General features: G+C 73.8%; 14 protein-coding genes and 1 pseudogene. 8 read left to right on the top strand and 7 right to left on the bottom strand.

Annotated features, from left to right (window positions below):
• Nucleotides 1-84: 84 nt before the first annotated feature.
• On the bottom strand, nt 85-483 hold the full coding sequence (locus tag ACFYTE_RS12945; protein ID WP_388708782.1) for a MarR family winged helix-turn-helix transcriptional regulator: 399 nt from the start codon (nt 481-483) through the stop codon (nt 85-87).
• Between the two features lie 578 nt (nt 484-1061).
• Here ACFYTE_RS12945 and ACFYTE_RS12940 point away from each other — a divergent pair.
• From ACFYTE_RS12940 to ACFYTE_RS12910, 7 genes are all read left to right on the top strand, one after another.
• On the top strand, nt 1062-1898 hold the full coding sequence (locus tag ACFYTE_RS12940) for an undecaprenyl-diphosphate phosphatase (protein WP_388708779.1): 837 nt from the start codon (nt 1062-1064) through the stop codon (nt 1896-1898).
• Nucleotides 1899-2307: 409 nt separating this feature from the next.
• Nucleotides 2308-2985 (top strand): FadR/GntR family transcriptional regulator, encoded by a 678-nt coding sequence (locus ACFYTE_RS12935; RefSeq protein WP_388709115.1) that lies wholly within the window; start codon nt 2308-2310, stop codon nt 2983-2985.
• 202 nt (nt 2986-3187) lie between these two features.
• On the top strand, nt 3188-4204 hold the full coding sequence (locus ACFYTE_RS12930; RefSeq protein WP_388708776.1) for an asparaginase: 1017 nt from the start codon (nt 3188-3190) through the stop codon (nt 4202-4204).
• A gap of 64 nt (nt 4205-4268) precedes the next feature.
• Nucleotides 4269-5681, top strand: a complete 1413-nt coding sequence (gene aspA / locus ACFYTE_RS12925; RefSeq protein WP_388708773.1) for an aspartate ammonia-lyase — start codon at nt 4269-4271, stop codon at nt 5679-5681.
• A gap of 36 nt (nt 5682-5717) precedes the next feature.
• Nucleotides 5718-6656 (top strand): glutaminase, encoded by a 939-nt coding sequence (locus ACFYTE_RS12920; protein WP_388708771.1) that lies wholly within the window; start codon nt 5718-5720, stop codon nt 6654-6656.
• Nucleotides 6657-6768: 112 nt separating this feature from the next.
• Nucleotides 6769-8163, top strand: coding sequence for a polyprenol phosphomannose-dependent alpha 1,6 mannosyltransferase MptB (gene mptB, locus ACFYTE_RS12915; protein ID WP_388708768.1), 1395 nt, complete (start codon nt 6769-6771; stop codon nt 8161-8163).
• Nucleotides 8160-9527, top strand: a complete 1368-nt coding sequence (locus ACFYTE_RS12910; protein WP_388708766.1) for a glycosyltransferase family 87 protein — start codon at nt 8160-8162, stop codon at nt 9525-9527. Before mptB ends, ACFYTE_RS12910 begins: the two co-directional genes overlap by 4 nt.
• A 35-nt stretch (nt 9528-9562) precedes the next feature.
• On the opposite strand, the pseudogene ACFYTE_RS12905 reads toward ACFYTE_RS12910, so the two are convergent.
• Both ACFYTE_RS12905 and rho read right to left on the bottom strand, forming a co-directional pair.
• Nucleotides 9563-10387: pseudogene (locus tag ACFYTE_RS12905) on the bottom strand (D-alanyl-D-alanine carboxypeptidase family protein); the annotation flags it as partial.
• Between the two features lie 268 nt (nt 10388-10655).
• Nucleotides 10656-11804 carry a transcription termination factor Rho gene (gene rho, locus ACFYTE_RS12900; RefSeq protein WP_388708764.1) on the bottom strand — a complete coding sequence of 383 codons (1149 nt, stop codon included), beginning with the start codon at nt 11802-11804 and terminating at the stop codon, nt 10656-10658.
• Between the two features lie 807 nt (nt 11805-12611).
• Between rho and ACFYTE_RS12895 the strand changes: the two genes are divergently transcribed.
• Entirely contained in the window at nt 12612-13337 is a 726-nt protein-coding gene (locus tag ACFYTE_RS12895) for a class I SAM-dependent methyltransferase (RefSeq protein ID WP_388708761.1), read from the top strand.
• A gap of 32 nt (nt 13338-13369) precedes the next feature.
• Here ACFYTE_RS12895 and ACFYTE_RS12890 read toward each other — a convergent pair whose 3' ends face one another.
• From ACFYTE_RS12890 to ACFYTE_RS12875, 4 genes are all read right to left on the bottom strand, one after another.
• Nucleotides 13370-14338 carry an acetylxylan esterase gene (locus tag ACFYTE_RS12890; protein WP_388708758.1) on the bottom strand — a complete coding sequence of 323 codons (969 nt, stop codon included), beginning with the start codon at nt 14336-14338 and terminating at the stop codon, nt 13370-13372.
• 270 nt (nt 14339-14608) lie between these two features.
• Nucleotides 14609-15226 carry a hypothetical protein gene (locus ACFYTE_RS12885; RefSeq protein ID WP_388708757.1) on the bottom strand — a complete coding sequence of 206 codons (618 nt, stop codon included), beginning with the start codon at nt 15224-15226 and terminating at the stop codon, nt 14609-14611.
• Between the two features lie 273 nt (nt 15227-15499).
• Entirely contained in the window at nt 15500-16255 is a 756-nt protein-coding gene (locus ACFYTE_RS12880; protein WP_388708754.1) for a ferredoxin reductase, read from the bottom strand.
• On the bottom strand, nt 16248-16853 hold the full coding sequence (locus tag ACFYTE_RS12875) for a sulfite oxidase-like oxidoreductase (RefSeq protein ID WP_388708752.1): 606 nt from the start codon (nt 16851-16853) through the stop codon (nt 16248-16250). The genes ACFYTE_RS12880 and ACFYTE_RS12875 overlap by 8 nt, the downstream gene beginning before the upstream one ends.
• Nucleotides 16854-16979: the final 126 nt, after the last annotated feature.

The raw sequence follows: 16979 nt of genomic DNA, 5'->3' as shown, positions 1-16979 counted from the left end.
ACGAACCCGCTGCTCGACCCCGCGTCGCCGGCTCGCGGGCAGCCGGCGGCCCGGCGGGTGGGGCCCGGCCTGCCGTGACGGGGCCTAGCCGGCCGGGTCGGTCAGCGTCCGGGCCAGCACCGCCCGTTGCCGCGGCAGCACCTCGGTATGCAGGTCGCGGCCCTTGCGGGTGAGCGCCACCCACACACCGCGCCGGTCCTCCGCGCACACCGAGCGCTCCACCAGACCGTCCTTCTCCAGCCGTCCGATCAGCCGGGACAGCGCGCTCTGGCTGAGATGCACGCGCCCGACCAGGTTCTGCACCCGGCACTGGTCGCCCTGCCGGGGCGACTCGGCGGCCAGGATGTCGAGCACCTCGAAGTCGCTCGCGCCCAGGCCGTAGGGGTGCAGGGCCCGGTCGATCTCGCACATGGTGCGTGCGTGGACCGACAGGATGTCCCGCCAGCGATCCTCCAGTCGGGCCTCGGCCGTCTTGACTGCCATACCCGCACGGTAACACCGATCCGGCCAATTGTTGAGCGTGCAACTAGTGCGGCTGCATGCGGCCCCGGAGCCTGCCCCTTCGCCGCCGTTCGGGGTCATTCGCCGTGCAGCACCTCCGCGACGGTGAGCCGCGCCGCCCACCGCGCCGGCACCACCGCGCCGAGCAACGCGATGACGATGCCGGACACCGGCGCAGGAGTCCGGAACGCGGCCGTGCCGGCCGAGGGGCAGCGGGCCGCCGGGGCGCGAGGGCGGCTGCGTCGTCCCGTCGGCACGCCACGCCCCGGGTTCGGCAAAACCGGACGATACGGGCGTGCAGAGTAAGAAGTCGTTGTGAACCGCCGAGGGACCGGCCGGTGCCGGACCGCGTGCGGCGCCGCGCCGTCCGGCCGACCGTACGGTGGGGTCGCGGCCCGACCCTGCCCTCCTGCGGGGCGCCCGCGCGGCGCACACCGCGGGTCGCCCGGTCCCGGCCCGTCGGCGGCCGGGCGGACGTCCGGGCGCGGGTGCTTGCGGTACGCCCGAGCGTAGTAAGACTGTCTACAGCACTGTCGACCAACTCCTCAGAACTGGATCACATGAGCGCCATCTCCGTCGGTCAGGCCGTCGTCCTCGGAGTCGTCGAGGGGGTGACCGAGTTCCTTCCCGTGTCCTCCACCGGCCACCTCAAGATCGCCGAGGGGCTCATGGACATCCCGGTCGACGACAAGTCCGTCGTCGGGTTCTCCGCCGTCATCCAGGTCGGCGCCATCGCCGCCGTGTTCGTGTACTTCTTCAAGGACATCGTGCGGATCGTCTCCGCCTGGGGCCGCGGTCTGCGCGACCGCGAGGAGCGCGTGCACCACGACTACAAGTTCGCGTGGTGGGTGATCTACGCCACCATCCCCATCGTCCTCGTGGGTCTGGCCGCCAAGCCGCTGATCGACGGCCCGCTCGGCTCGCTGTGGGTGGTCGCCGGCTCGCTGATCGTCGGCAGCGGCGTCATGTGGGCCGCCGACCAGATGGGCCGGCACAAGCGCGGTGAGGACGACACCTCCTTCAAGGACGCGATGCTGGTCGGCTGCTCGCAGATCCTCGCCCTGCTCTTCCCCGGCTTCTCCCGCTCCGGTGCCACCATGTCCACGGCGCTCATCCTGGACCTGGACCGGGTGGCCGCCACCCGCCTGTCCTTCTTCCTCGGCATCCCGGCCCTGACCGGCGCCGGCCTGTACGAACTGAAGGACGCCCTGGGAGCCGGCGTGGGCGCCGCCCCCCTCGCCATCGGCACGGTGGTCTCCTTCGGCGTCGCCTACGCCTCGATCGCCTGGCTGCTGAGGTTCGTCGCCCGGCACTCCTTCAACGCCTTCGTGCTCTACCGCATCGTCATCGGCGTAGTCCTCTTCGGCCTGCTGGCCACGGGCGTGCTCGGCAGCTGAGACCCCAGGCACCCCGCGCGGCCGGGCGAGCGCGGGGCACCTGGCCCCGTCGCGCCCTCTGCCCGCCGCATCCTCTGCCCGCTGGACCCTTTGGCCGCTGGACCCCGTCGGCCTGCGGAACCCCTTGGCTCCGCCGTACCCCTTGATCCCGCCGTACCCCTGGCGGACCCCATGCCTCCCGCCGGACCCCATGACCCCCTGCCGGACCCCATGACCCCCTGCCGGACCCCATGCCCCTGCCGTACCCCATGACCCCCGTCGGCCCCCGGCCCGGCCAGGCGCTCCCAGACCTGGTCCGCCCCGTGGAGATCGGCGCCCTTGACATTTCGCCGGTGTCACCCGGAACATCTCTCCCGTGAACCTGTCAGACAGCCAGACAGGTGGTGCGGGACCGCGGCGCGTCAGCGCGATGGAAGCGGTGCTCGCCCACCTCCGCGGCGCCATCGAGCGCGGCACCTACGCGATAGGCGACAAGCTGCCCTCCGAGGCGGAGCTGTGCCGCACGCTCGAAATCTCCCGGCCCGTACTCCGCGAGGCCCTGCGGGCGCTGCAGACGATGGGCCTCACGGTCTCCCGGACCGGCAAGGGCACCTTCGTCGTCGCGAACGCCGTCGAGGACCCCACCTTCGGCGACTACGCGGCCAGCGACCTGCTGGAGGTCCGCCGTCACGTGGAGATCCCGGTCGCCGGATACGCGGCGGTGCGCCGCACCCCGGAGAACCTGGACCACCTCGCGCACCTCCTCGACCGCATGGAACGGGAGACGGACACCACCGCGTGGGTCGCCATGGACACCCTCTTCCATCTCACGGTGGCCGAGGCCGCCCAGAATCCCGTCTTCCGCCGGGTCATCGAGGAGATCCGGGACGCGCTGGCCCGCCAGTCCGCGTTCCTCAACGAACTCGGCGACCGGCGCGAGCAGTCCAACCGCGAGCACCGGGCGATCGTCGAGGCGCTGATCGACGGCTGTGAGCATGACGCGGTGGACGCCATGTCCCACCATCTGGACCGCGTCGAGAACACCCTCGCCGACATCGTGCGCCGCGGCCGCGCGGACCTCCCCACGGACGGCGGACCCGAGGCGTGAGCGAGCGGTTCCCGAGGACAGGCCACGCCCGTGCTGTGCCTGCCGCTGATCGTCGCAGCGCCCGTCGCGGGCCGGTACACCATCCGCGGCCGGACGGCGCGCACGTCCACCGGAGCCGACGCGTCAACTCCGCTCACGTCCACCGGAGCCGACGCGTCAACCCCGCGCCGCTCCGTCCCGACTCACCCATGACCAGGCAGTGATGTACAACAGTTCGCCCGCGGACGCGCCCGTCGTCCGTGCACCCCGCCACGTCCCCGTCGCCCACGTCCTGCGCGGCGGGATCGTCGAGGGCATCCACCACGGTTCCGTCGTCGTGCTCGGCCCCGACGGCGCGGTCCTCTTCCGACTCGGCGACATCGAGGCCGCGTTCTATCCGCGCTCGGCCGTCAAGCCCGTCCAGGCCGTGGCCATGGTGCGGGCCGGGCTGCCGCTCGACGGGGCCCTGCTCTCGCTGGCCGCGGCCAGCCACTCCGGCGAGGAACGCCATCTCGCCGGTGCCCGGCGGATCCTCGAAGGGGCCCATCTCACCGAGGACGATCTGCGCAACGTGCCGGACATGCCGTACGACCCCGTCGTCCGCGACGCCTGGGTGCGCGAGGGACGGCCGCCCTCGCGGCTCGCCCAGAACTGCTCCGGCAAGCACGCGGCGATGCTCCACACCGCGCGCGTCAACGGCTGGTCCCTGCCCGACTACCTGGACCCGGCCCACCCGCTCCAGCAGACGATCGCCGAGACCGTCGAGGACCTCACCGGGCAGCGGATCGCCCGGGTCACGGTGGACGGGTGCGGCGCCCCGCTGTTCGCCGTCTCCCTGCACGGGCTGGCCCGCGCCGCCGCCCGGATCGCCACCGCCGCGCCCGGCACGCCCGAGGCGCGCGTCGCCGACGCGATGCGCGAGCACCCCGAGATGGCCTCCGGGTCCGGGCGGGACGTGGCCGCGCTGATGCGGGCCGTGCCCGGGCTGCTCGCCAAGGACGGATTCGAGGGGGTCGAGGTCGCCGCGCTGCCGGACGGCCGCGCGATCGCCGTCAAGATCGCCGACGGCGCGTCCCGGGCCCGGATCCCGGTCGCCGCGGCGGCCCTGACCCGCGCCGGGGTCGACCCGGCGCTGCTCACCCGGTTCGCGGGTGAGCCCCTGCTCGGCGGCGGGGCACCGGTCGGCCGTGTACGCCCGGTGCGCGCACTCGACCCCCTGCCCCTGCCGGCCCGCGCCTGACACCCCGGACGGGCGAACGCCCCGCCGCCCACCCGCACCCTCCCGAAAGAGGACCCGCCGCGTCATGACCGCCGTCGCCACCCGCCGTGAACACGACCTGCTCGGGGACCGCGACGTCCCCGCCGACGCGTACTGGGGCATCCACACCCTGCGCGCCACGGAGAACTTCGCCATCACCGGCACCCCGATATCCGTCTACCCGCACCTGATCGACGCCCTCGCCGCCGTCAAGGAGGCCGCCGCCCTCGCCAACGAGGAACTAGGGCTGCTGGCACCTGAGAAGGCCGCCGCGATCGTGGCCGCCTGCCGGGAGATCCGGGCCGGCGAACTGCACGACCAGTTCGTCGTCGACGTCGTCCAGGGCGGCGCCGGCACCTCGACCAACATGAACGCCAACGAGGTCGTCGCCAACCGCGCCCTGGAACTGCTGGGGCACGACAAGGGCCGGTACCGGCATCTGCACCCCAACGAGGACGTCAACCTCGGCCAGTCCACCAACGACGTCTACCCGACCGCAGTGAAGATCGCGACCGTCTTCGCGGTGCGCGGCCTGCTCAAGGCCATGGCGGTCCTCCAGGACGCCTTCGCCCGCAAGGCCATGGAGTTCCGCGACGTGCTGAAGATGGGCCGCACCCAGCTTCAGGACGCGGTGCCGATGACCCTCGGGCAGGAGTTCTCGGCGTACGCCGTGATGCTCGACGAGGACCGCAGCCGGCTCGCGGAGGCCGTCGAGCTGATCCACGAGATCAACCTCGGCGCCACGGCGATCGGCACGGGCCTCAACGCGCCCGCCGGGTACGCCGAGTCGGCCCGCCGCCACCTGTGCGAGATCACCGGGCTGCCGCTGGTCACCGCCGCCAACCTCATCGAGGCCACCCAGGACTGCGGCGCCTTCGTCCAGATGTCCGGCGTGCTCAAGCGGATCGCGGTCAAGCTCTCCAAGAGCTGCAACGACCTGCGTCTGCTGTCGTCCGGGCCGCGGGCCGGCCTCGGCGAGATCAACCTGCCGCCCGTGCAGGCCGGTTCGAGCATCATGCCGGGCAAGGTCAACCCGGTGATCCCCGAGGTGGTCAACCAGGTCGCCTTCGAGGTCATCGGGAACGACATCGCCATCACCATGGCCGCCGAGGCGGGACAGCTCCAGCTCAACGCCTTCGAGCCGGTCATCCTGCACTCCCTGTCGCAGAGCATCACCCATCTGCGCAACGCCTGCGTCACGCTCGCCGAGCGGTGCGTCGCCGGTATCACCGCGAACACCGAGAAGCTGCGCGCCACCGTGGAGAACTCCATCGGGCTGGTCACCGCGCTCAACCCGCACATCGGCTACACGGCCGCCACCGACATCGCCAAGGAGGCCCTGGCCACCGGCCGCGGTGTGGCCGAACTCGTCCTGGAGAAAGGTCTGTTGCCCGCCGCCACTCTGGCCGACCTGCTGCGCCCGGAGATCGTCGCGGGCAACGGCGCACGCACCGCCTGAGCCGCGGCGAGGCACCCCGACCCCTCCGGCGGCACAATGGCGATCATGGCAACGACGTCGTCACCCGCCTTCCTGCCGGTCCTGGAGCGCATCGCCGAGGAGATCGAACGCACCCCGGGCCGCGGGCGCCCCGCCGACTACATCCCGGCGCTCGCGGCCCGCGACCCGCGCAGCTTCGGCATGGCCCTCGCCGAACCGGACGGGACGGTGTACGGGGTGGGGGAGTGGCGCCGGCCGTTCTCGGCGCAGTCCCTCACCAAGGTGTTCACGCTCGCCCTCGACCTGTCCCGCGAGGGCGACGCACTGTGGGAGCACGTCGGCCGCGAGCCCTCCGGCAATCCGTTCAACTCCCTGGTGCAACTGGAGTACGAGAACGGCATCCCGCGCAACCCGTTCATCAACGCGGGCGCCCTCGTCGTCACCGACCGGCTCCAGACCCGCACCGGGGACGCGGCCGGCGAACTGCTGGCCTTCCTGCGCGCCGAGAGCGGCAACCCGGACCTGGACTTCGACCTTGAGGTCGCCGCCTCCGAGAGCGGGCACGGCGACCGCAACGCGGCCCTCGCCCACTTCATGGCCGCGTACCGCAACATCGACAACCCGGTCCCCGTCCTGCTCGACCAGTACTTCCGGCAGTGCTCCGTCGCCGCGTCCTGCGCCGACCTCGCCCTCGCCACCACCTTCCTGGCCCGGCACGGCGTCCGCGCCGACGGCACCCGGCTGCTCACCCGCAGCCAGGCCAAACAGATCAACGCGATCATGCTGACCTGTGGCACCTACGACGCGGCGGGCGACTTCGCCTACCGGGTGGGCCTGCCCGGCAAGAGCGGCGTGGGCGGCGGGATCATCGCGGTCGTGCCGGGCCGGTGCGCCCTGTGCGTATGGAGCCCGGGCCTCGACGAGCGCGGCAACTCCGTGGCGGGGGTGGCGGCCCTCGACCGTTTCACCACGCTCACCGGGCTGTCCGTCTTCTGACCGGCACAGGGCGCGGACCCGGTCACACGCCGGTCACGAGCAGGTCTCCCCCCGGTGAGTGGCCCGTCGCCTCGCGGCCACCCGGCGTTGACACGCTTGCCGAGTGTTGGCCATGGCTTTCCCCGTCGATCTCCGCCGCTGCCAGATGCTCGGCCTGGCCGGTACCGCCTTCCTTGCGCTGGGTGGTGAGAGCGCCGGGGCCCTGCCCGTCCGGGACCTCCTGGCCCCCGCTTCGGCGAGGGCGGCCCTCGGCCTGGTCGGGGTGTATTTCGGCGTCGTCCTGCTGATCGCGGCCTGGGCGCTGCTCGGCCGGGTCGTGCGCGGCCCGGAACCGCCAAGCCCGCGCGCCCTGCTGCTGGTCCTCGTGATCTGGGCGAGCCCGCTGCTGCTCGCCCCGCCGCTGTTCAGCCGGGACGTGTACAGCTATCTCGCACAGGGCGCCATGGTCGACGCCCACATGGACGTCTACTCGTACGGGCCCGCGCAGTTCGGCGGCCCGCTCGCCGACGAGGTGGCCCCCGTGTGGCAGAACACCGCGGCCCCCTACGGCCCGGCCTTCCTCGCCGTCGCCTCGGCCCTGTCCGGTGTGACCGGCGGCGAACTGCCCGCCGGGCTCGTCGGCATGCGCCTCGTCGCGCTCCTCGGCGTCGCGCTGATGGCGGCGGCGCTGCCCCGGCTCGCCCGGCACAGCGGCGCCGACCCGGCCGCCGCGCTGTGGCTCGGCGCCCTCAACCCGCTGGTCCTGCTGCACCTGGTCGCGGGCGCCCACAATGACGCGATCATGCTCGGTCTGCTCGGCGCCGGCCTGGTCGCGGCGCTCGGCCGGTGGCCCGCCGTCGGCGCCGTCCTGGTCACACTGGCCGCCCTGGTCAAGGCGCCCGCCGCGCTCGGCCTGCTCGCCGTCGTGGTGCTCCAGGCGCGCGCCGGCCGCGGTCCGCTGCGTGCCTTGCTGACCACGGCGGGCGCGGCCGGGGCGACCACGGTCCTCGCGACGGCCGTGGCCGGTACGGGATACGGCTGGATAGGCGCCCTCGACACCCCGGTCTCCTCACACAACTGGGCGCTCACCAGCCTGCTGGGCCGGGCCACCGGCGCGCTGCTCGCCCACCTCGGCAGCGATCTGGCGCCGCTTGCCGTCCCCTTCTGGCACACGCTCGGCCTCGCCGCCACCGCCGTCGCCGTCCTGCTCATCTGGCTGCGGCTGCGCCCGCGCCCGGTGTACGCGCTCGGTCTGAGCCTCGCGGTGGTCGCCGCCTTCGGCCCGGCGATCCGCCCCTGGTACGCCCTGTGGGGTCTGTTCCTGATCGCGGCCGCCGCGCCCAGCACCGAGGTGCGGCACCGGGTGGCCGCGGTGACGGCCGCGCTCGCCCTGGCCGTGCTGCCCAGCGGAGCCCCCGCCGACACCGGGCAACTGCTGCTCGCCGTCTCCGGCGGCGTGCTCGCCGTGGTGGTGCTGTGGCAGGCCCACCAGGCCGCACAGGCCCCGGCGCTGGGCCGGGCCGCATGAGGCCGCCGCGCACCGAACGGGGCCGGCTGCTGCTGGTCCTGGTCCTCGCCGCCGCCGTGACCGCGTTCACGGCCACCGTGCCGCTGCTGCGCGACTTCTTCGACCTGCGGGTGTACCAGGGGGCGGTCGACGCCTGGGTCCACCACGGCGGCGGGCTCTACGACTACCGGGTCCCCGGTACGCCGTACGGCTTCACCTACCCGCCGTTCGCGGCGGTCGCCATGCTGCCGATGGCCCTGCTGGGACCGCACACCGCCATCGCGGTCTGTCTGCTGCTCAACCTCGGCGCGCTGGCCGTCGTGCTGCGCCTGCTGGCCGGACCGGACTGGCGGCGCCACGGCTGGTTCGGCTGGTCGCTGGCCGCGTGCCTGCTGGTGCTGTTCGAACCGCTGCGCGACACCTTCAGCTTCGGCCAGGTGAACCTGCTGCTGCTGGCCCTGGTCCTGGTCGACGCCCGGTTGCTGGCGACGGGCCGAGGCCGCTGGGCGGGCGTGGGGATCGGCCTGGCCGCCGCCGTCAAGCTGACGCCCGCCGTCTTCATCGGCCTGCTGCTGCTGACCGGCCGCCGGCGGGCCGCCGCGAGAGCGACGGCCGTCGCTCTCGCGGCCACCGCCCTCGCGGCTTGGGTGGACCCGCGGGCCTCGCGCTTCTACTGGACCGAGGCGCTGTGGGACACCACCCGGGTGGGGCGCCTCGACTATGTCTCGAACCAGTCGGTGCAGGGCGTGCTGGCCCGCCTCGGCGAGACGGGCCGCCCGCTGTGGGCGGCGGCGGTGCTGCTGGTGCTGTGCGTGTGGGCCTGGCGGGCACGCCGGGCCGCCGCGGCCGGGGAGTGGACGGCGGCCTTCGCCCTCACCGGTCTGGTGGCCTGCCTGGTCAGCCCGATCACCTGGGTGCACCATCTGGTGTGGCTGCTGCCCTCCTTCGCGGTGCTGGTCCGCACCGGACACCCGCGGATCGCGGCCGCCCTGTACGCGGTGCTGTGCACCAGCGTGGTGTGGCTGTGGTTCGACGACGCCTCCGGCGTCGACGGGTTCCTCGGCAGCAACCTCTACACCTGGATCACGCTCGGCCTGCTGCTCGGTCTGCCGGTGGGTCAGTCCCGCGCGCCCCGCTGGTTCTTGGCCCGCAGCGCCAGGGCCACGGCGCCCGCGCCCAGCCCGGCCACGCCCGCGATGACGCCGGTCTCCGACCAGCCGGAGTCGGTGTCGGGCACGGATGCGGCGACCGCCGCCGGGGACGGCGCGGCCGACGGGGCCGCGGCCGGCCGTGGCTTGTCCCGCAACGCGTCCAGCGAGCCGACCGGGTCGACCCGCCCGGCGGCGGCGAAACCCCAGTCCAGCAGCGCGCGTGCCTCCTCGTAGACGGTGAGGCCGTCGTCCTCCTGGGGATTGAGCACGGTCACCACGAGGGTGCGGTCGCCCTGGTGGGCGGCGGCCACCAGCGTGTTGCCGGCATCGCTGGTGTAGCCGTTCTTGATGCCGAGCAGGCCGGGGTAGCGTTCCACGCCGTCCGCGCCGGTCAGCAGCCGGTTGGTGTTCTCGATCCCGTACGACCCGCCGAGGCCCGGGAAGCCGGCCGACACGGTGGAGCAGTAGCGGGCGAAGTCGGGGTTGCGCAGTCCGGCCCGGCCGAAGACGGCCAGGTCGAACGCCGAGGACACCTGGCCGGGGGCGTCGTAGCCGTCGGGCGAGACGACCTGGGTGTCGCGGGCACCCAGGGCGCGGGCCTTGGCCTGCATCCGGGTGACCGTGGCATCCCAGCCGCCGCCCAGCGAGGCCAGCACATGCACGGCGTCGTTGCCCGAGCTGAGGAAGACGCCGCGCCACAGGTCGGACACCTGGTAGCTCTCTCCCTCCTGGATGCCGACCAGGCTGCTGCCCGGCCCGATGTCCGCCAGCTCCTTCGCGGTCACCGTGTGCCGGGCGCCGCCCGGCAGGACCGGCAGCACGGTGAGGGCGAACAGCGTCTTCAGGGTGCTGGCCGGCGGCAGCTTGAGATGCGCGTCGTGCGCGGCCAGTACCTCGCCGGTGCCGGCGTCGGCGACCAGCCACGACAGCGCGGTGAGGTCCGGCAGTTCGGGCGCGTCGCGGTGCGGTCTGACCTGGGTGCCGTCGCCGAAGAGCACCGAGGGCTCGGGCACCGCGGCTTCGGGCGCGCCCGACGGAGAGGGGGCGGCGGTTCTCGGCTGGGCGACGGCCACGGTGGGCGTGAGGGTCAGCATGCCCGCCACACAGAGGGCGCAGGCCGACACGACCCACCGGGAAGAAGGTCCGATTTCCATATGAGAAACGTAGGAACGGAGCTGCCGTGGCGCGCGCTGCCTGGGCCGCATGGAGTCCGCGAGCAACCCGGATGCCTCACACGGGGCACCTCCGGCCCGTCATCGCCCGTGCGGACCGGGACACCTGTCCGGCACGTCGGCCGCCGCGCCGCGGTGCGCGCGCTGCGCTTTTGGCGGCCCGCCCCGCCGGGGCGTTCGGCCGGACGGCTCACCCGGACGGCAGCGTCGGCTGGACGCGGCGCAGAAACGTCACGTTGTCGGGGGTCTCCCGCATCCGCTCCAGCAGGGTCTCCACGTGCGCCGGCCCGCCGTCCCTGCCCCGCAGGGCCCGGCGCAGGCCGCGTACGGCCGTCAACTCGGCGGGCGTCAGGAGAAGTTCCTCGCGGCGGGTGCCGGAGGCGGGCAGGTCGACGGCCGGGAAGACGCGGCGCGCGGCGAGCTGCCGGTCCAGGCGCAGCTCCATGTTGCCGGTGCTCTTCAGTTCCTCGAAGAAGAACTCGTCGGCGCGGGAGCCGGTCTCCACCAGCGCGGTGGCGAGGATGGTGAGCGAGCCGCCCTCCTCGGCCTGGCGGGCTGCGCCGAAGAACCGTTTGGGGCCGAGCAGCGCCGCCGCGTCGACGCCGCCACTGAGGGTGCGGCCGCTGCCGGCCGCCGCGTTGTTGTGGGCCCGGCACAGCCGGGTCAGCGAGTCGAGCAGGACGACGACGTCCGCGCCGTCCTCGACGAGCCGCTTGGCCCGTTCGATCACGAGTTCCGCCAGCGCGATGTGCTCTTTGGGCGACCGGTCGAAGGTCGAGGCGTACACCTCGCCGTGCACGGAGCGCCGCATCTCGGTGACCTCCTCGGGGCGCTCGTCGAGCAGTACCACCATGAGGCGGCACTCTGGGTGGTTGCCGGCGACGGCGGCGGCGAACTGCTGGAGCAGCACGGTCTTGCCCGTCTTCGGCGGGGCCACCAGGAGCCCGCGCTGGCCCTTGCCGACGGGCGTGAACAGATCGGCGACCCGGCCGGCCTGCCCGGAGGCGGGGTGCTCAAGCCGGAGCCGTTCGTGCGGATGCAGGGGGGTGAGGTCGCGGAAGTGGGGCCGGCCGCGCTGCTCTGCGGGTGCGCGGCCGTTGACGCGGTCGACGGCGGTGAGCGCGCGTTGCGGCCCGCGGACCCCTTCGACGAGGTCGCCCTTGCGCAGGCCGTTCCGGCCGATCAGCGCGGCCGGCACCTGCGGGTCGGACGGTGTGGGCAGGCAGTCCTCGGCCCGCAGCCGGCCCTTTCCCTGCGCGTCGATGTCGAGGACACCGGTGACGGACCGGTCGGCCGAGGGCTGTGCGGGCAGCGAAGGGTGTTCGAGTGTGACGGTCATGTGGGTGGTCCTTTCACGGACGCGGGGCCTGGCATCAGGCGGAGGAAAGGGCGAGGAAAGGGAGGAAAGGGAGGGAGAGAGCCGCGAGGAGGGCGCGCGAGCGCGCCTGGGCGGCGGACGACACCTCGGCGAGGGCAGGGCCACGGCCACTGCCGACGAGGTGTGCGGGAAGCCGGGGCTCCGAACGGAAGACGGCGGCCGCATCGGCGAACCGAGGAGAGAACAACTGAAGAGAAGTGCACCGGCGCCCACGACGGGGCGTACACAAGTGCTGCCGGAACTTTACCACGCGCTGCGCGACGCCGCTGAAAGAAACGTCCTGCACGCTGTGTCGATTCCGTCCGGCCCTGTTCGTCAGAACCCGATGACCGCCTTCGACACCGTCCGAACCGGCCCGTCCGCCCGCCGCACCGGCGCCTCCCACATCGACACCGCGCCCGCGGTCACCGCTGTCGACACGGACGCCGATGCCCGTGCCGGTGCCGCTCGCCCGGCCGTGCGTCGGCCCGCCGCCCTCCGGTGGCGCCGCCGCACGGCGCACCGCCCCTCACAGCGTCCACGGAACAGGCACCCACCGTCCCGGACCACTGGCTCGCCTTGACGGCATCAAGGTCGCGCTGCGCGCCTTCGCCGCTGGGCCACCCCGCCGGGCCAACCGCCATCCGCGACGAGCCGCCGATCAAGATCCAGGCCATGGACGAGGGCGACCCGGACGCGGCCCGCTCGCCGGTCGAGAGGAGGCGCACCCGCGCTGGTGTGCACGCGTACGAGCGGCGCTGAACCGGCGCGTACCCCTAGGCTGAGCGCATGTTCCGCCCCGAGGGTCCCAGCCTGCGCGAACTCGCCGTCCAGGCGCTGTCGTCGGTCGAGCACGGCTACGACCTGCTCGCCCCGAAGTTCGACCACACCCCCTTCCGCACCCCGGACGACATCCTGGAGGCCGTGGCCACGGCGCTCGGCCGGCTCGGCCCGTTCGACGACGGGCTCGACCTGTGCTGCGGCACGGGCGCCGGGACACAGATGCTGGCGCGGGTGTGCCGGCGGAGCGTCACCGGTGTCGACTTCAGCGCCGGCATGCTCGCCGTGGCCGCCCGGCACGCCCACCCGGCGGGGCCGCGCCGCCACCTGGTGCGCGGTGACGCGCGTGCCCTGCCGTTCGCCCCCGTTTTCGACCTGGTCGTGAGCTTCGGCGCGTTCGGTCATTTCCTGCCGCGCGAACTGCCGGGGCTGTTCCGGCAGGTCCACTCCGTGCTGCGGCCGGGCGGCGGCTTCGCGTTCCCGGTGCTCGCCCCGCCCCGCCCCACGAGTGCCTGGTTCTGGATCCTGCTGGGCTTCGACACGGTGATGCGGGTGCGCAACGCCGTATGGCGCCCGCCGTTCGTCATGTACTACCGGGCCTTCCGACTCGGCACCGTGCTCGACGAGTTGGAGCGCGCCGGCTTCGGCACGCGGCTGTACGCCCTGCCCGAGTTCGGCCGGCGCGCCGACGGCAGCCCCCGCGCCCGCCTGGTCGTGGCCCGGCGGCCGTCCTGAACGGCCCGGCACCGGAGCGCGGCGCCCCGCGCTCAGGCGTACGAGCGCAGCCAGCGCACCTTCGCCGCGTCCTGGAACGGGCCGCCGCCCTCGTGGTCGTTGAACTCGTACACCTCGATCGACTTGTCGTCGTGCGCCCAGGCGTTGTACGCGGCGAACACCGTGGACGGCGGGCAGGTCTGGTCCTCCAGCGCGGCCGAGAACAGGGCGGGGGCCCGGCCCCGGGCCGCGAAGTGCACGCCGTCGAAGTAGGACAGGGTGCGCAGCACGTCCGCGGAGCGCCCGCGGTGCGTCTTGAGGTAGAGGCCGATCTCGCGGTAGGGGTGACGGTCCGTCAGCTTCGTCGCCCGCGGGAAGTCGCACAGGAACGGCACGTCCGGGGCGACGGCCACCAGGTCGGGCACCAGTCCGCCCACGGCGAGCGTGATGCCACCGCCCTGGCTGCCGCCGACCGCCACGGTCCGTGAGGCGTCCGTCAGCGGATGCGACCGGGCCGCCTCGATCGCGCGCACGGCGTCCGTGAACACCCGCCGGTAGTAGTAGTTCTCGGGCGCGTCCACGCCCCGGGTCATGAACCCCGGGTACGCGGGCACCGCCCCCACGGGATCGGCGGTGCCGCCCCCGCCGCCCCAGCCGCTGCCCTGCCCGCGGGTGTCCATCACGAAGTGCGCACGGCCCGTCGACGCCCACAGCAGATGCTCGTACGGCAGCCCGCGACCGCCGCCGTAGCCGACGAACTGCACGACCAGCGGCAGGGGTTCGGCGGCGTCGGCGGGCAGCACCAGCCAGCCCTTGACCGGATGGCCGCCGTACCCGGCGAACGTCACGTCGTGGACCCGCACCGTGGACAGACCCGTGTCGACCGGTTCGAAGCGGGCGTCGAGGTCGTGTTCGCGCGCTTCCTGGAGTGTCTTGGACCAGAAGGCGTCGAAGTCCTCGGGCTCCGCGGACGGGCTGCGGTACGCACGGAGTTCGTCGAGCGGTAGGTCGAACAGGGCCATCGGCAGCCGCCTTTGTGAAGGGTGAGCGCGGGCGATCACACCGTACGTCGGTGGTCGCGGCGATCGCCAGAGCCGTGCGCGGGCCGCCGGCCCCCGTGACCGCCCCGTCGAACCCCTGGTCAAGCCGCAGGAACCGCTTGCTGTGGACGGCGGCCGACCGCCCGGGAGGGCCGGTGACCGTGCCGGGCGACCGGGCCTACCGGTCGCGCAGGCGAGGCGACCGGTCCCGCGGGTGGGGCGCCCGGCCCGCGGTCGGTGCGGCCGGCGGATTCAGGTCCGTCCGCGGCTCCAGTCCGGGCCGGTGCGGGCCCACTCCCGTTCCCACTCCGTCAGCCGGTGGCGCAGCGCGACACGGCGCGCGACCCCGTGGCCGAGGAGGATCACCGCCGCCGCTCCGCCCGCCGCGCACATGCCGACGACGACACCGTGCTGCCGGACCGCGGTGTCGTCGGGCGGCGCGCCGACGCCGCGTCCGCGGGAGTCGAACCAGACGTCCACCACCTGCCCGGTGCGCGCGCCCGCCGGGACGCGGGCCACGGCCGTGCGCTCCCGGGCACCGGGCTCCGTCCAGCGCACCATGGCCCGGCGGGCGCCCGCCTGTCCGTCCTCGGTCGCTGGCAGCGGCAGGGCCGCGCCCCCGACCACCCGTGCGCGCACGGTGTGCCGGTCGGCCCGCTGCACCGCGGCGATCGCCGCCGCCTCGTCGTGGGCCCACCGACCCGCCCACACCCCGGCCAGGGGCACGCCCACGACCAGCAGCACGGCGACACCCAGCGCCGTCCACGCCTCCACGACGTCCGACCGGCGCCGCAAGGGATTGCCGCGCCGGTGCCGGCCACGCACCAGGACCCGCATGTCGACCTCCTCGCCGTCACCGGAGCCGGCCATCTGACGGCATCCTGCCGCCGCGGTCCGCGCACCGCCCACGCCTGCGAGCGCCCACACCGCTCTCGTACCCCGTTCGGTGTGGCTCGCCCACCTCGCGCCCATCGGGGACGGTGCGGTCGTGGCGAGGGAGCCCGCCGCGGCGCTCGACACCCGCGGACGCGCCCCCGAACCGGGCCCGCGGGAGCGGCCCGCGGGAGGGGCCGCGCACCCAGGGAACGTCGACCCGGGACGGGGCCGACCCGCCGACCCGTCCGAGGAGCGGCAATCCCCGCCTCAGCCGAAGCGTTCGATGCGGATGCGGTCCACCGGCTGACCGGCCTCGACGAGCAGCCGCGAGGCATGCTCGGCGAACCCGTTGGAGCCGCACACATAGGCTTCCCACCCACCGGACGGCTGCTCGGCCAGGAGCGGCGCCACATGTGCGGCCGCCAGACGTCCGACCGGCACACCCCGCGGTGCGCTCCGGGTGAACACGGGGGTGGTCTCGGCGCCCAGCTCCCGTGCGTAGATCAGCTCCTCGGGACGGCGCGCGGACACCAGCAGCCGCAGCGGCACGGTGAGCCCGCGCGCCCGGTGGTGCCGGACCATCGACATCAGCGGTACGACCCCGGACCCGGCGCCGATCAGCAGCGCCGGACGGTCGCCCGGCCAGGCGAAGAAGCCGCTCAGCGGGCCGCGCACCTCGACCGTGTCCCCGGGCCTCGCCACCGTGTGGAACCAGCCGGACACCTCGCCGCCCTCGATGTGGTCCAGGGTCAGCTCGATGTACCCGGAGTCGTCCGGCGCCGACGCGATCGAGTAGTGGCGCTGCGCCACATAGCCGTCGCCGGCCGTGAGCCGCAGCATCAGATGCTGGCCGGGCAGATGCCCCGCCCAGTGCGGCACCGCGAGCCGGAAGGTGGCGGCGCGCGGGGTCTCGCGCCGCACCTCGGTGACGGTGGCCGTCTGCCACACCGACGCCGCCTGACGGCCGACGACGATGCGTCCGGGCACCGCGAAGCGCGTGCGGGGAGCGAAGGTCTCAGTCACCGGAGTACCGCTGCTCCTCCCAGGGGTTGCCACGCGCGTGGTAGCCGTTGCCCTCCCAGAAACCGGGTTCGTCCTGGTCGAGGAGGGTGAGACCGGCGATCCACTTGGCGCTCTTCCAGAAGTACAGGTGCGGCACCAGCAGCCGCGCCGGGCCACCGTGCTCCGGCGCCAGCGGCGTGCCGTCGTACTCCCAGACGATCCAGGCGCGCCCGCCGGTGAGATCGGCGAGCGGCAGGTTCGTGGTGTAGCCCGTGTGCGAGAACGCGACGGCATGGGTGGCGGACCCATGGGGCCGGACCACACTGAGGAAGCAGTCCAGTGACACACCGCCGAACCGCACCCCGAACTTCGACCAGCCGGTCACACAGTGGATGTCACCCTCGTAGGCGGACGCGGGCAGCGCGTGTGCCCCGTCCCAGTCCCAGGTGTGCGGCTCGGCCACCAGCCCGTCCACGCGGAAGGACCAGTCGGCGGGCGCCAGGTCCGGGGTGACCTCCGCGGAGAGCACGGGCCAGTCGTCCCCCGCGTCGTACTGGCCGGGCGGCAGTCCCGGATCGAGGACGCGCGGACGCCCGGTGAAGCCTCGGGTGACATTCATGAGGCAACCGTAACGCCGCCGCCGGCCGTGCTCCGTCCCAGGTCAGTCCCCCGAACATTGCGGCTTCGTGAACTGCGCGCCGGAGGGGGAATAGCCGCCGCACGCCCGTCCTTGGCGCTGAGTGCC

Origin of the sequence: Streptomyces sp. NPDC004629 (assembly GCF_042873595.1) — a bacterium.
GTDB lineage: Bacteria > Actinomycetota > Actinomycetes > Streptomycetales > Streptomycetaceae > Streptomyces.
This window is presented reverse-complemented; position numbering and strand designations above follow the sequence as displayed.

Bases quoted from the DNA above. Each gene is read 5' to 3' on its own strand.
- aspA (WP_388708773.1), top strand. From the start codon at position 4,269: ATGACCGCCGTCGCCACCCGCCGTGAACACGACCTGCTCGGGGACCGC.
- rho (WP_388708764.1), bottom strand. From the start codon at position 11,804: ATGACCGTCACACTCGAACACCCTTCGCTGCCCGCACAGCCCTCGGCC.
- mptB (WP_388708768.1), top strand. From the start codon at position 6,769: ATGGCTTTCCCCGTCGATCTCCGCCGCTGCCAGATGCTCGGCCTGGCC.
- ACFYTE_RS12935 (WP_388709115.1), top strand. From the start codon at position 2,308: ATGGAAGCGGTGCTCGCCCACCTCCGCGGCGCCATCGAGCGCGGCACC.
- ACFYTE_RS12920 (WP_388708771.1), top strand. From the start codon at position 5,718: ATGGCGATCATGGCAACGACGTCGTCACCCGCCTTCCTGCCGGTCCTG.
- ACFYTE_RS12940 (WP_388708779.1), top strand. From the start codon at position 1,062: ATGAGCGCCATCTCCGTCGGTCAGGCCGTCGTCCTCGGAGTCGTCGAG.
- ACFYTE_RS12875 (WP_388708752.1), bottom strand. From the start codon at position 16,853: ATGAATGTCACCCGAGGCTTCACCGGGCGTCCGCGCGTCCTCGATCCG.
- ACFYTE_RS12930 (WP_388708776.1), top strand. From the start codon at position 3,188: ATGTACAACAGTTCGCCCGCGGACGCGCCCGTCGTCCGTGCACCCCGC.
- ACFYTE_RS12890 (WP_388708758.1), bottom strand. From the start codon at position 14,338: ATGGCCCTGTTCGACCTACCGCTCGACGAACTCCGTGCGTACCGCAGC.
- ACFYTE_RS12895 (WP_388708761.1), top strand. From the start codon at position 12,612: ATGTTCCGCCCCGAGGGTCCCAGCCTGCGCGAACTCGCCGTCCAGGCG.
- ACFYTE_RS12885 (WP_388708757.1), bottom strand. From the start codon at position 15,226: ATGGCCGGCTCCGGTGACGGCGAGGAGGTCGACATGCGGGTCCTGGTG.
- ACFYTE_RS12945 (WP_388708782.1), bottom strand. From the start codon at position 483: ATGGCAGTCAAGACGGCCGAGGCCCGACTGGAGGATCGCTGGCGGGAC.
- ACFYTE_RS12910 (WP_388708766.1), top strand. From the start codon at position 8,160: ATGAGGCCGCCGCGCACCGAACGGGGCCGGCTGCTGCTGGTCCTGGTC.